The organism is Roseateles sp. GW823-FHT07B05, from assembly GCF_058794515.1.
In genome coordinates, this window is the sequence record NZ_JBXAGX010000028.1 from 1 (window position 1) to 13,055 (window position 13,055).

The following is a 13,055-nucleotide window of genomic DNA, read 5'->3' on the forward strand; positions in this document are numbered from 1 at the left end:
TGTTTGGGTTGCGGGAGGTCTCGACAACCCCAGCTTCCCAAATCAGGGACGGATGAACAACCTATCGGAACGTCACACCTAGCCACCGCCGGGGATTGCTCGACAATCCCCACCCACCCCGAACCGCCGACATGTCCGAGCTCACGCCCAGCCAGTGGAGCCTGCTCCCCGATGAGCCGGAGCAGCCCGCCGCCCCCGACCCGCTGGCGCTGGCCGCGTCCGCCGCGCTGCGCAGCCGCGACGGCCACTTCTACGAGCTGACGGGCCAGGTCAACCACCCCGGCGAGCCGCAGGCCGGCATCGCCGAGCGCTGGCAGCGCTTCTTCGCGGCCGGTGGCGCGGCCGGCTGGCAGGAGCTGTCGGCCAAGGCCTTGCGCGTGCAACGCCGCGTGCTGGACGACGGCGCCAGCTACAACGTGCACAGCGACGCGCCCCCGCTGCCCGGCGACGGGGCACCGCTGGCCCGCCACTGGCCGCTGGAGCTGCTGCCCATGCTCATCGCGCCCGACGAGTGGCGCGGCATCGAGGCCGGCATCCTGCAGCGCGCGCGGCTGCTGGAGGCCGTCATGGCTGACACCTACGGCGAGCGCGCGCTGCTGCGGGAGGGCCTGCTGCCCGCATCGCTGGTGCTGGCCCACCCGCAGTACCTGCGCGCCATGCACGGCAGCCGGCCGCCCGGCGGCGTGCACCTGCACGTGCTGGCGTTCGACCTCACGCGCGGCGCCGACGGCCACTGGTGGGTGGTGGGCCAGCGCACGCAGGCCGCGTCGGGCCTGGGCTATGTGCTGGAGAACCGGCTCATCATTGCCCAGCAGTTCCCCGAGGCCTTCCGGCAGATGCAGGTGCAGCGGCTGGCCGCCAGCTACCGCGACTTCATCCAGGCGCTGGTGAAGCTGTCGCCCGCCGGCGAGCGCAGCCACCAGGCCCGCGTCGCGCTGCTGACGCCGGGGCCGCGCAACGAGACCTACTTCGAGCAGGCCTTCCTGGCGCGCTACCTCGGCATCACGCTGGTGGAAGGCGCCGACCTGACCGTGCGTGCCGACAAGGTGTACCTGAAGACGCTGGCCGGCCTGGAGCGTGTGCACGTGCTGCTGCGCCGCGTCGACGACACCTGGCTGGACCCGCTGGAGCTGCGCCCCGAGTCTATCCTCGGCGTGCCGGGCCTGCTGCAGGCGGCGCGCGCGGGCGAGGTCGTCATCGCCAACGTGCCCGGCGCCGGCTGGCTGGAAAGCCCCGGCCTCACGGCGTTCTGGCCCGGCGTGGCCGAGCGCCTGCTGGGCGAGCCGCTGAAACTGCCGGCTCTGCAGAGCTGGTGGTGCGGCGAGGAAAGCGCCTGGCGCGCGCTGCGGCCGCGCCTGGCCGAGTTCGTCGTCGTGCCGACGTTCTCGGCCAGCAGCACGACGCAGCACTTCGCGCCCGTCGTGGCCGCCGAGCTGCACGACGGCGAGCTGCGCGCGCTGGCCGAGCGCATCGACGCCGACCCCACCGCCTACACGCTGCAGGCGCGCGTCAAGCCCACCAAGCAGCCCGTCTGGGTGCGCGGCGCGCTGGAGCCACGCGTGGCCGTGCTGCGCGTGTTCGCGCTGACCGACGGGCAGGGCGGCTGGACCGTGCTGCCCGGCGGCCTCACGCGCGTGGCGCCGCGGCGCGACCCGCTGGCCGACGCGTGGCTGTCCATCCAGCGCGGCTCGCTGAGCGCCGACACCTGGGTCATGACCGACGGCGAGGTCGACCCGACCTCGCTGCTGGCCCAGCCGCTGCAGGCCGCCGACCTGCGCGACGTGCACTGGACCGTGACCAGCCGTGCCGCCGAGAACCTGTTCTGGCTGGGCCGCTACACCGAGCGCGCCGAGAACAGCGCGCGGCTGGCGCGCCACGTCATCGAGGCCAGCGTCATGGTGCAGCGCGGCGCCATGCCGCCGCCCATGCTGCCGCTGCTGGACGCGCTGGCGCGCCGCCACGGTCTCGTCGGCGCCGATGCGCCGCGGGCGCCGGACGATCCGCGCGGCTTCGAGCGCGCGCTGCTGGCGGCGCTGCTGCCCCGCTCGGGCGTCAACAGCGTGGGCTGGAACCTGCGTGCGCTGCAGAACTGCGCGCAGGCGCTGCGCGAGCGGCTGTCGCCCGAGGCCTGGCGCCTGATCCACGAGGCCGCGGCGCAGTTCGAGCAGCACCTGCGCGCGGTGCTGGACCGGCCCGGCACGTCGGTGCCGATGACCGACGTGCTGGGCGTGCTGTCGCGGGCAGACACCCACCTCGCCGCCATCACCGGTGCGCAGACCGACCGCATGACGCGCGACGATGGCTGGCGGTTGCTGTCCATCGGCCGGCAGATCGAGCGCCTGTCCTTCCACGCCGAGGTGCTGGCCGAGGCCTTCGAGCAGGGCGGTGCCGACGCTGCGCCGCTGGAGCCGCTTGCGCTGACCGAGGACGGCTTCGCGCTGCTGCTGGGTGTGTTCGACTCCACCATCACCTACCGCGCGCAGTTCCAGGCGCGCCGCGAGGCGGCCCCGCTGCTGCACCTGCTGGTGCACAACACCGACAACCCGCGCTCGCTGGCCTGGGTGGCGCGCACGCTGCGCGAGCGCTTCATCAAGCTGGCCCGGCACGACCCCGGCTGGGCCGCCGACATCGGCGCCGAGCTGCCCGTGCCCGAGGCCTGGCCGCTGGCCGAGCTGGCGGCGCCGGGGCCGGCCCTGGTCGAACACCTGCGGCGGGCCGCCGCGCAGGCCGGCGAGCTGTCGGCGCTGCTGAGCCACCGCTATTTCGCGCACGTCACGGGCGGAGAGCAGAGGGTGTGGCAATGACCGTCACGCTGGCCGTGCACCACGTCACCGAGTACACCTACGAGGCTTCGGTGGAATGGGCACACCACACCGCCTGCCTGGCGCCGCGCGAGACGCCCTGGCAGACGGTCAGCGGCTGGCACCTGTCCATCGACCCGCTGCCCGACGCCTGGGGCATCGAGGGCCTGGAGATGGACGACGTGGCGCTGGCCCGGCATCTGCGCCGCGACCCCTGGGGCAACCGCCACCTGAGCTTCGGCCATGCCCGCGTGCACGAGGAGCTGCTGGTCGACAGCCGCTTCACCGTGCGCCTGGAGGACCGCTCCGAGCCCGACCCCAACCGCGGCCCCGCCTGGGAGGCCGTGGCGCGCGGCCTGTGCTACCGCGCCGGGCGCGCGCTGCAGGAGGCCGACGAGTTCGCGCTGGCCTCCGCCTATGCCGCGCCCGACGCCGCGCTGGCCGCCTATGCCCGGCGTGCCTTCCTGCCCGGCCGCACGCTGGCCGCGGCGGGCCTGGCGCTGATGCACCAGATCCACGCCGACCTGCGCTACCTGCCGCACAGCACGACGGTGGCCACGCGCGCCGCGGCTGCACTGGCGCAGCGCAGCGGTGTGTGCCAGGACTTCGCCCACGTCTTCATCGCCGCCTGCCGTGCGCTGGGGCTGGCGGCGCGCTATGTGTCGGGCTACCTGCTGACGCGCCCGCCGCCGGGCCAGACCAAGCTGGTCGGCGCCGATGCGTCGCATGCCTGGGTGGAGCTGTGGTGCCCTGAGCAGGGCTGGCTGGCGCTGGACCCCACCAACGACGTGCCGGCCAACCTGGACCATGTGACGCTGGCCTGGGGGCGCGACTATGCCGACGTGGCGCCGCTGCGTGGGGTGCTGCGAGGGGGCGGGGTGGCGACGTTGAAGGTCAGTGTGACGGTGGAGCCGGTGTCGGGGGCTTGAGGTTTTGGGGTTTGGGTTGCTTGGGTGAAGGGTGGGTTGTCGCGTGAGGCCCATGCCGGGACGTCGCCCCGGCGGGCGACCTTCTTTTTGAGCGACCAAAAAGAAGGCAACAAGTCGCCCCTGCAAAACCGGCCCTGCGGGCTCCCCTGCGATGCTCGAAGCCCAGGGCCCGCCCGGAACTCGCTCCGCTCCGCTGCGCTCAGACAGCCGTGCGGAGTCAGATGTTGAAGCGTGCTGCGCACGCGCCCTGGGCTTCTGCGCTTCTCGGCGGTTTAGAAGGGGAGTGATGAAACAGCCAACCCCAACAGCCAAACCCGACAGCCGGCTGGTGCCGGCTGTTCGTATGCCCCCTTGAGCACCGCCGAGGAACGCGAGCCCCGAAGCCCGCGAGCGCAGCTCGCCTCAAGCACTGACTCACGACGATTGTTTGAGCAGAGCGTAGCGGCGCGAGTTCGGCGTGGGGCTTCGGGGCTGGCGTTGCTCGGGGACCCGAGCGCAGCGAGGGCGGTGCGGTCGGGGGGAGCTCTTTGCCTACTTTCTGGCGGCCCAGAAAGTAGGTCGCCCGCCGGGGCGAAATCCCGGCACGGGCCTCACGCGGCGGCGAACCGGCGCCGACGCCACGCCTCACCACGTTCGAGCATCGACGTCGCGCCCAGCAAGCCCAGCAGCCACCAAACCGCCACCGCACCGCCGCCACCTCCGCCACCAGAGCCGCCGCCCGAACTGCTCGTCGTCGCCGCCGCCACGACCGTGATCGCCTGCGTCTTCACTGCCTGCGCCCCCGCGCTGTCGGTCAGCGTCAGCTGCACCGTGAAGCTGCCTGCCGCGCTGGTGGCCACCGTCGCCGTTGCGCCCGCCGTGCCGCCGCTGAACGACGCGATGCCGCTGCCGCTCGTGATGCTCCACGCATAGCCCGTCAGCGTGCGCCCCGCCGGCGCGCTGGAGCCGGTGCTGTCCAGCACCACGTTGTTGCCGGCCGTCACCGTCGTCGCCGACGGGCTGATGCTGGCCGTCGGCCCCAGTGCCGTCACGGTCACGGTGGTGCTGGCGCTGCCGGTCTGGCCCAGCGAGTCGGTCACCGTCAGCGTGACGGTGAACGTGCCGCTGCTGCTGACCAGCGTGGACACAGCGGCCGTTGCCGCGTTGGTGGCCGTCGTGAAGCTGGCCAGGCCGGCCGGCGCGGCGCTGACGCTCCACTGGTAGCTCGCGATCGTGAAGCCCGTTGCCGCCTTCGTGCTGCTGCCGTCGAACGACACCGGCGTGCCCGCAGCCACGGCGCTGGCCGACGCGACGATGCCCACCGTCGGCGCGGCCGGCGCCGTCACCACCAGCGTCTTCGTCGTCGTGGCCTGCTGGCCCAGGCTGTCGGTGACGGTCAGCTGCACCGTCACGCTGCCGATGCCGCTGGTCTTCAGCGTCGCGGTGGATGCGGTCGTCGCGCCGCTGAAGCTGGCGATGCCGGCGCCGCTCGTGAGGCTCCATGCCCAGCCCGTGATGGTGCGCGTGCCGGGCGCCGTGGACGCGCTGGCATCCAGCGTGACGCTGCTGCCGGCGGTCAGCGTCGCGGCGCTGGCGGTGATGCTGGCCGTCGGCGTGGCTGCGTTGGCAGCGGCGGCCACGGCGGCGCCCACGTCCAGCAAGCCGGCGCCGCAGGTGGACGTGGTGCAGTAGCACTCGTCCTGCACGGTGCTGGTGGGCGCGCGGCAGGCCGGCACGCTGCTGCCCGCGGGCTGCGCGGGGAAGCTGCGCGCGGTGGACTGCAGCAGCGACTTGAGCTGCGCCGGCTTCAGCGACGGGTTGACCGACAGCATCAGTGCCGCCGCGCCCGACACCATGGGCGCCGCGAAACTGGTGCCCACCGAATAGTTCGCGCTGCTGCTGTAGGTGTGCGTGCCGGCCGTCGTCGTGCCGCTGTTGGTGGTGGTGAGGATGGGGTAGAGGCAGGCGCCGGTGGTGTTGACGCAGTTGCCGCCCGGCGCGGCGATGGCCACCTCGGCACCGATGCTGGAGAAGCCCACCTTGGTGCCCACGTGGCGCACGCCGGCCACGGTGATGACGCCGGTGCAGTTGGCCGGCACGCCCACGGCCAGGCCTTCCGAGTTGCCGGCCGCCACGACGACGGTGACGCCGGCGGCGACGAGCTGGTTGATGGCGTCCTGGTAGGCCGCGCTGCAGCTGCCGCTGCCGCCCAGGCTCAGGTTGATGACCCTGGCCGGGTTGGCGTTGGCGGTGGGCACGCTGGTCAGGCCCGCGGCCCACAGCATGCCGGCGATGATGTCCGAGTCGGTGCCGCCGCACTTGCCCAGCACGCGTACCGGCAGCACCTTCACGTCGTAGCCCACCGAGGCCATGCCCACGCCGTTGTTGGTCTGCGCGCCGATGATGCCGGACGTCTCGGTGCCGTGCCAGCTGCTGTTGGTGGCGGCCTGGCCCGTGCCGCACTGGCCGGCGGTCGTCCAGTCGCCGGGGTCGGTGGCGTCGGCGTCGCGGCCGCCACCGTCGCCTGCCGTCGTTGTCGAGCTGACGAAGTCGTAGCCGGGCAGCAGCTTGTTCGCCAGGTCGGGGTGGGCGGGCAGCACGCCGGTGTCCACGTCGGCGACGACGATGGCGGCGGAGCCGGTCGTCAGGGCCCACGCGCCCACCGCGTTGATGGCCGACACCAGCGTCGCGTCCGGCGCCTGCAGATACCACTGGCCGGCCGCCAGCGCTGCGCCCGAGGCGGCGGGCAGCAGCGGGTCGTTCGGCAGTGCCGCCGTGGCCAGCGCATGGCGGCGCTCATCGGGCACCGCGTACTCGACGTCGGCATCCTTCGCGAGCCGGGCCGCCAGCGCGGCGGAGGTCATGCCCTTGTCGCCCCACACCACCTGGCTGCGCGCGTCGATCATGCGGCCGTCGCGCAGCGCCAGGCCCTGGCGGCCGGCCAGCGTGGCCGCGTGCTGCGGGCCGCGGTCGCCGCGCTCGCGTGCGGCCCGCATCAGCGGCCCCAGCGCCTTGAACTTGACGATGACGCGGGCGCCGTCGGCATCCGCCGCGGTGGCGGCGTGCGCGGGCAGCGAGGCCAGCGTCAGCGCCAGCAGCGCGACCAGGGCGATCAGCGCGAGCAGCAGGGGCAGGCAGGCAGAGGCGGGAAAGCGGCGCACGCAGGACTCCGGTCGGGAGCCGCCATGCTCCCGCAAACCGGTGTCCGCCGTGCTGCCGGTTTGTGTCAGCGCCGATACATGCGGGCTCAGCCTGTGCGGCCCAGCGTCGCCAGCAGGGCCGCCAGGCGGGTGCCGAGCTGTTCGACGATGTATTCCTTGGGCAGCACGCCCACGCCTGCCATGCCGGCGCAGGCGCTGCGCAGCGCTTCGGTCACCTGGCCGGTGACGATGAGCACGGGCAGCGTGGCATGCCGCTCGCGCAGCGTGCGCGCCACCTCCAGCCCGGAGGCGCCGGGCATGTCGTAGTCGGTCAGCACGAGGTCTACCGCGTTCGGGTCTGCCGCGATGACGGCGAGCGCCTCGGTCGGGTCGGCGAAGGTGCGCACGGCGTAACCCTCACGCAGCAGCAACGCCTCGACCGTGAGGCGCAGCACCTCGTCGTCGTCCAGGTAGTAGATGCGCTCGCCGTGCACGCGGGCGCCGCTGCCGGGCGGCGGGGTGGCGTCGTCCGCCGGCCCGTCGACGGCGGCCTCCACGGCAGGCAGCCAGATCTCGAACACGCTGCCGCGCCCGGGCATGGAGCTGAGCTCGATGTGGCCGCCGTGGCCGGTGACGATGCCGTGCACCATCGCCAGCCCAAGGCCCGTGCCCTGGCCCGGGGGCTTGGTCGTGAAGAAGGGCTCGAAGATGCGCTGCCGCAGCGCGGCATCCATGCCGGCGCCGTCGTCTCTCACGCTGAGCATCGCCCAGTCGCGGCCGTCGCGGCGCCGGGGCTGCAGCGTGATGTCGATGTGCCCCTGGTGGCCCGGCATCGATTGCCACGCGTTGTTGCACAGGTTGAGCAGCACCTGCTGGAGTTGCGTGGGGTCGGTCACCACGTGCAACGGCGCGTCGGGCAGGCTGACCTGCAGCGTGACGGTGGCGGGCAGGCTCAGGCGCAGCAGCGCCAGTGTCTCTTCCACCAGGGGGCGCAGCGGCTGTGCCCAGCGACCCTCGGTGGACGGGCGGCCGAAGGTGAGCAACTGCTGCACCAGCGAGCGCGCCCGCAGCCCGGCCTGGCGCACGCGCTCCAGGTGTGGCCTGGCCGTGTGGCCGGCGGGCAGCTCGCCGTCCAGCAGCGCGGCGCCGCCCAGCACGATGGCCAGCACGTTGTTGAAGTCGTGCGCGATGCCGCCGGCCAGCGTGCCCAGCGCCTGCATCTTCTGCGCGTGGCGCAGCTGCTCTTCCAGCCGCTGGCGCTCGGCCGCGGCGTCCAGGCTGGCACTCAGGTCGCGCACGATGACGCTGGCCAGCGGCTGGCCGTCGCCGTCCTGGTAGGTCATGGAGCTGACCTCGGCTTCGAAGGTGCTGCCGTCGGCACGCCGCATGCGCAGCTGACCACGCATGCGCCCGGTGGCCTGGCGCTCAGCGAGCAGCGGCGCCAACCGGGGGTCGTCCAGGTCCAGCAGCTCCTCGCGCGCCGCCGCCACCAGTTGCGCTTCGCTGCGGCCGAACAGCTCGCAGGCCGTGGGGTTGGCCGCGACGACGCCGCCGCCGGGGCGGGTGTTGAGCACGGCGTCCAGGCTGTTCTCGAACAGCTGTCGCAGCCGTGTCTCGCTGCGTGTCAGCAGTGCCTTCTCGGCCTCCAGCCGGGCCAGCCCGTCGCGCACGCGTGCCTCGGCGCGGTGGCGGATGCGGCCCAGGCCGGCCGTCAGCAGCATCAGCGACGTGGCGCAGACCAGGCCCGCCGTCAGCAGCGCCAGCGTGCTGTCGTTGACGTCCTGCCACCAGCTGTGCGGCGGCGCCGCCACCTCGACGAGCCAGCGCCGGTCGGCCACCGGCAGCTCGAAGCGCCACGCGTCGGCGGGCAGCATGGCGCCGGGTTCGCTGTCGTAGACCGGCAGCGCCGGTGCCGGCGCGGCGGGGTCGGTCACGCGCACGCGGGCGGGCGGGGCCAGTTCCGGCGGCAGCGCGCCGCGCACCAGCGGCGCGCTGCGCAAGGCGACGCCCACGACGCCCGTGGCCGCCGCGCGGCGCGTGGCCGGGTCGTCGGGCAGATGGTCGCCGCGGTAGGTGGCGGCGCGCACGACGATGCTGGTCAGCTCCGGGTGGTCGGGGCGGTGGCGGTCACGCGCCAGGCGCAGCGGCGGTGTGGCGACCAGGCCGCCGCTGGCGATGGCGCGCTCGACGGGCTGGCGGTAGCGCTGCGCGGGGTCGTAGAGGTCGTAACCGTCGTTGGTCGGGTCCGGCGGGTACTGGTGGCGCAGCAGCATGTACTCGGGCCGTGTGCCCGCGGGCTGGATCTCGAAGCTGGCATGCCCGGCCGGGTCGGCGCTGCGGTCGCCCTGCACGCGGGCCAGGTAGGCGGCGCGCTCGGCACCGGGGACGCGCTCGGCCACGAAGCTCAGCGTCAGCCCGGTGAAGCGCTCCGCGGCGAGCACGCTGTCGACGTAGCGGGCGAACTGGGCGTCGGTCAGCGGCGTCGCACCGCTGGAGACCGCACGCAGGCCAGGCAGGATGTCCAGGTGCGCCCGCACCGCGCTGGCCAGCGACAGCCGGAACGCCTCGATGCGGTGCTCCGTCAGCGCCGCCCGGTGCTCGGCGTTCTGCTGCACGGACCACGCGGCCAGGCACAGCGTCAGCAGCAGGGCGCCGATGAACAGCAGCCATGGCAGCACTCGGCGTATGAAAGGCTCGGCGCGGGCGGCTTGCTCGGGCATCGGGGGCGGTCTCCCTGGTCTCTCGCTGCCGGTGGGCTAACGCCTTTTTGTGGCGGCATGTGGCGGCGATGATAGCGAGGGCGACCCGCCCCTGGGGTGTCGCCCGGGTGGCTAGCGCGCCAGCGCCCGCGAACGGCCGGCGCGCTTGTTGGCGTACATGGCCTCGTCGGCGCGGCGCATCAGCCCGTCCGGCGAGCGGCCGTCGGTGGGGAAGTGCGCCAGGCCCAGGCTGCTGCCCACGGCCACCTGGACGCCGCTGCTCAGCGTGATGGGCTGGGTCAGCGCGTCCAGCAGCCGGGTCAGCACCGGCTCGGCGTCGGCCGGGCCCTGGGCGGGCGTCAGCAGCACGACGAACTCGTCGCCGCCCAGCCGTGCCACGGTGTCGGTCGCGCGCAGGCCCGCCTGCAGCCGCGCGCCCACGGCCTTCAGCACCTCGTCGCCGGCGTCGTGGCCGTGGTGGTCGTTGACCTGCTTGAAGCCGTTCAGGTCCAGGTAGGCCAGCGCGAGGACGTGGCCCGTGCGCTCGGCGCCGTGGATGGCCTGCTTGAGCCGGTCGGCCAGCAGCAGCCGGTTGGGCAGGCCGGTCAGCGCATCGTGCAGCGCGGCCTGCTCCAGCCGCGCCTCGTGGGCCTTGCTCTGCGTGATGTCCACCATCATCCACATCGACTCGCCGCTGCGCTCCTCGGTCGCGGCGGTCAGCTCCACGCCGGCCAGGTCCACCCAGATCAGCGCACCGTCCTTGCGGCGCATCTGCAGCTGCGTGCGGAAGCGCCCGCCGGCGTGCATCTGCGGCAGGGCCAGCGCGCCCAGCGCCTCGTAGGTGGCAGCGTCCACGTGCAGCTGCAGCGCCGTCTTGCCCAGCAGCTCGCCCTCGGTGTAGCCGAACATGCGCTCCAGCGCTTGGTTGCGCCAGGTGATGTGGCGGTCGCGCATCTTGGCGATGCCCACCAGGTCGCTCTCCAGCATGGCCTCCTGGTCCAGCGTCAGCTGGTGCAGCTGCTGGCGGATGCGGTGGGTCTCGGTGATGTTGAACATCACGGAGCGGCTGCGCAGGTAGCGGCCGTCGGCGTCGTAGATGGCGGTGGCCGACAGGCTGACGCGGCGGGTGCGGCCGTCGCGGCCGTTGATGTCGAACTCCAGCCCCTTGACGCGGCCCTCGCGCTTGAAGCGGGGGAAGGCCTCGTCGAACAGCGCGCGGCCCTCGGCAGTGAAGAAGTCGCGCGGGCTGGCCCGGCCGATGAGCTCGTCGGCCGTGCAGCCCAGCCACCTCAGGCCCAGTGCGTTGATCTGCAGGAAGCGGCCGTCGCCGTCCAGCGCGTAGTAGGCGCAGGGGGCGTTGTCGTAGAGGTCCTGCAGGCTCTGGCGCGCCTCATCGGCCTGCGCCTGCAGCTGCTTGCGCGTGGTGATGTCGGACTCGATGACGACGAAGCCGCGCAGCTCGCCGTTGCTGGCGTGCAGCGGCTGGATCTCGATGTCGGCCCAGTAGTCGCGGCCGTCCTTGGCGCGCTGCATCAGCTCCACGTCGCAGCCCTGGCCCACGGCCATGGCCTCGCGCATGCCGTGCACGGTGTCGGCGTCGGTCAGCTCGGAGTGCAGCAGCTCGCTGGGCAGGCGCTGATGCACCTCGGCTGCGGTGTAGCCCGTCATGCGCGTGAAGCCGGCGTTGACCCAGACGATGCGGCGCTCGGGGTCGGTGATCATGACCGCGTTGGTCGTGTGGCTGGCCACCGTGGCCAGCCGGGCCAGGTCGGCCGTCATGCTGCGGGCCATCTGCTCGGCGCGCGCGCGGCCCGCGGCGAGCAGGTAGACGGTGGCGGCCAGCAGCAGGCTCAGCAGCGCGCCGCCCAGCCCCAGCCCGACGCCGGACAGGCCCAGCAGCCGCACGACGGTGGCATGGGTCAGCGCCGTCTCCAGCTGGAACTCGCGGCCGTTGACCGTGAAGCGGGTGGTGTCCGCCGTCAGCGCGTCGGCCAGCGAGTACTCCTGCGCGCCGGCCAGCGACAGCAGCGCGCCGTTGCGCGAGGCCAGCAGCGGCGCGAACTCGCCACCGGGCATGCGCGCGGCCAGCTTCATGTCCAGCAGCGACGAGGCGGGCTCGGCCACGCCCTGCAGCAGCTCGTTGGCGATCAGCGGCGCCAGCAGCAGCCCTTGCAATGACGCGCGCCGGTGTTCCGGCGTGTCGGGGTCGTGCCCCTGCCGGTAGACCGGCACCAGCAGCAGGAAGCCCGGGCCCTGGGCCGGGTCCTGCGCGAGGCGTACCGGGCTGGACAGCGTGGGCTCGCCGGTGTCGATGGCCTGCTCGATGGCCTGGCGGCGCAGCGGGTCGGCGCCCTCGTCCAGCCCCCAGGCTGCGAAGTTGGACGGCAACGGCGAGATCTGCGTGATGACGTACAGCGTCGGGGCGCTGCCCGAGCCGTGCACATGGAACTCGGCCTGCCCTTCGCGCTGGCGCTGCGACACGAAGGCCGGCAGGTCGGCGCGCGCCACGCGCTCGATGAAGCCGAAGCCGCGCACGCCGGGAAACTCGCGCGCCAGGTCGCGCGACTCGACGTAGGCGTCGAAGGCCCGCCGGTTGAAGCGGCCGTCCATGGCGGCCAGCACGCCGCGCGCACCCTTGAGGCCGTAGACCGGCATGGTCAGCCGCTTGACGACGTCGGCCTGCAGCCGTTCCACCTGGCGCTCCTGCAGGTTGCGGGCCTCGCTGCTGGCCTGGCGCTGCTGCCAGATGACGGCGCCGGCCGTCAGCGCCAGGCCGATGGACAGCACAGCCGCCGCCGCGACCCACGCGGCGGGGCTGGCCATCTCGGGCCCGGTGTAGGCGTCTCCGATGCGCAAGCGTCGTCTCTCCGGTCGGCGTGGAGGGCGGGTTGATTGAAGCATGTCCGCGCGGCGCCGTCAGCCCCGAAAATGCCGCCGGCCCCGCACAATCGCCGGCATGACTCTGCTGCTGACCCAGGCCCGCGCCAACCGCCTCGCCAACCGCCGCCTGCTGGCGGCCGTGGCGACGCTGCCCGACGCCGAGTTCCACGCGCCGCGCACCAGCTTCTTCCCGAGCCTGGCGTTGACGCTGAACCACCTGCTCAACGTCGACCACTACTACATCGCCGCGCTGCACGGCGATGCGGCCATGCGCGACATCTGGGCCGCCTACGTGCCCGCGCAGACGGCAGTCGAACTGGCGGTGCGGCAGGACGACAGCGACCGGCGGCTGATCGATTTCTGCGCGGGCCTGAAGGCGGGCGACGAAGACCGCATCGTCGCGTTCGACCGCGGCGCCGGCATCGAGGCCGGCCCGCGCGAGCCGCTGGGGCGCGTGCTGGCCCACCTGTTCATGCACCAGACGCACCACCGCGGCCAGGCGCACGCGATGCTGGCCGGCACGTCGGTCAAGCCGCCGCAGCTGGATGACTTCATCTTGCTGGGCGACGACCGGCACCGCGTGGCGGACATGGCGGCGCTGGGGTGGGCCGAACCGCTGTGAGGCAG

Annotated in this window: 6 protein-coding genes; 3 read left to right on the top strand and 3 right to left on the bottom strand. The window is 73.4% G+C overall.

The window, feature by feature from the left end; genetic code table 11:
- Positions 1 to 131 precede the first annotated feature (131 nt).
- Entirely contained in the window at positions 132 to 2,804 is a 2,673-nt protein-coding gene (locus tag AC1Q7O_RS27220; RefSeq protein ID WP_492662455.1) for a circularly permuted type 2 ATP-grasp protein, read from the top strand.
- On the top strand, positions 2,801 to 3,730 hold the full coding sequence (locus AC1Q7O_RS27225; RefSeq protein ID WP_492662456.1) for a transglutaminase family protein: 930 nt from the start codon (positions 2,801 to 2,803) through the stop codon (positions 3,728 to 3,730). Before AC1Q7O_RS27220 ends, AC1Q7O_RS27225 begins: the two co-directional genes overlap by 4 nt.
- Before the next feature lie 590 nt (positions 3,731 to 4,320).
- On the opposite strand, the gene AC1Q7O_RS27230 is transcribed toward AC1Q7O_RS27225, so the two are convergent.
- The 3 genes from AC1Q7O_RS27230 to AC1Q7O_RS27240 all read right to left on the bottom strand — a co-directional run bounded on the left by AC1Q7O_RS27230 (position 4,321) and on the right by AC1Q7O_RS27240 (position 12,404).
- Positions 4,321 to 6,870: a S8 family peptidase gene (locus tag AC1Q7O_RS27230; RefSeq protein ID WP_492662457.1), complete on the bottom strand. Its 2,550-nt coding sequence runs from the start codon at positions 6,868 to 6,870 to the stop codon at positions 4,321 to 4,323.
- An 86-nt stretch (positions 6,871 to 6,956) separates the two neighbouring features.
- Positions 6,957 to 9,569, bottom strand: coding sequence for an ATP-binding protein (locus AC1Q7O_RS27235; RefSeq protein ID WP_492662458.1), 2,613 nt, complete (start codon positions 9,567 to 9,569; stop codon positions 6,957 to 6,959).
- 111 nt (positions 9,570 to 9,680) lie between these two features.
- Complete coding sequence (locus AC1Q7O_RS27240) at positions 9,681 to 12,404, bottom strand: sensor domain-containing diguanylate cyclase (protein ID WP_492662459.1); 2,724 nt, start codon at positions 12,402 to 12,404, stop codon at positions 9,681 to 9,683.
- 100 nt (positions 12,405 to 12,504) lie between these two features.
- On the opposite strand from AC1Q7O_RS27240, the gene AC1Q7O_RS27245 reads away from it, so the two are divergent.
- Positions 12,505 to 13,050 (top strand): DinB family protein, encoded by a 546-nt coding sequence (locus AC1Q7O_RS27245; protein ID WP_492662460.1) that lies wholly within the window; start codon positions 12,505 to 12,507, stop codon positions 13,048 to 13,050.
- Positions 13,051 to 13,055: the final 5 nt, after the last annotated feature.

Excerpts from the sequence above, each read along its gene's own strand:
- AC1Q7O_RS27220 (WP_492662455.1), top strand. The coding sequence starts at position 132 with ATGTCCGAGCTCACGCCCAGCCAGTGGAGCCTGCTCCCCGATGAGCCG.
- AC1Q7O_RS27235 (WP_492662458.1), bottom strand. The coding sequence starts at position 9,569 with ATGCCCGAGCAAGCCGCCCGCGCCGAGCCTTTCATACGCCGAGTGCTG.
- AC1Q7O_RS27225 (WP_492662456.1), top strand. The coding sequence starts at position 2,801 with ATGACCGTCACGCTGGCCGTGCACCACGTCACCGAGTACACCTACGAG.
- AC1Q7O_RS27245 (WP_492662460.1), top strand. The coding sequence starts at position 12,505 with ATGACTCTGCTGCTGACCCAGGCCCGCGCCAACCGCCTCGCCAACCGC.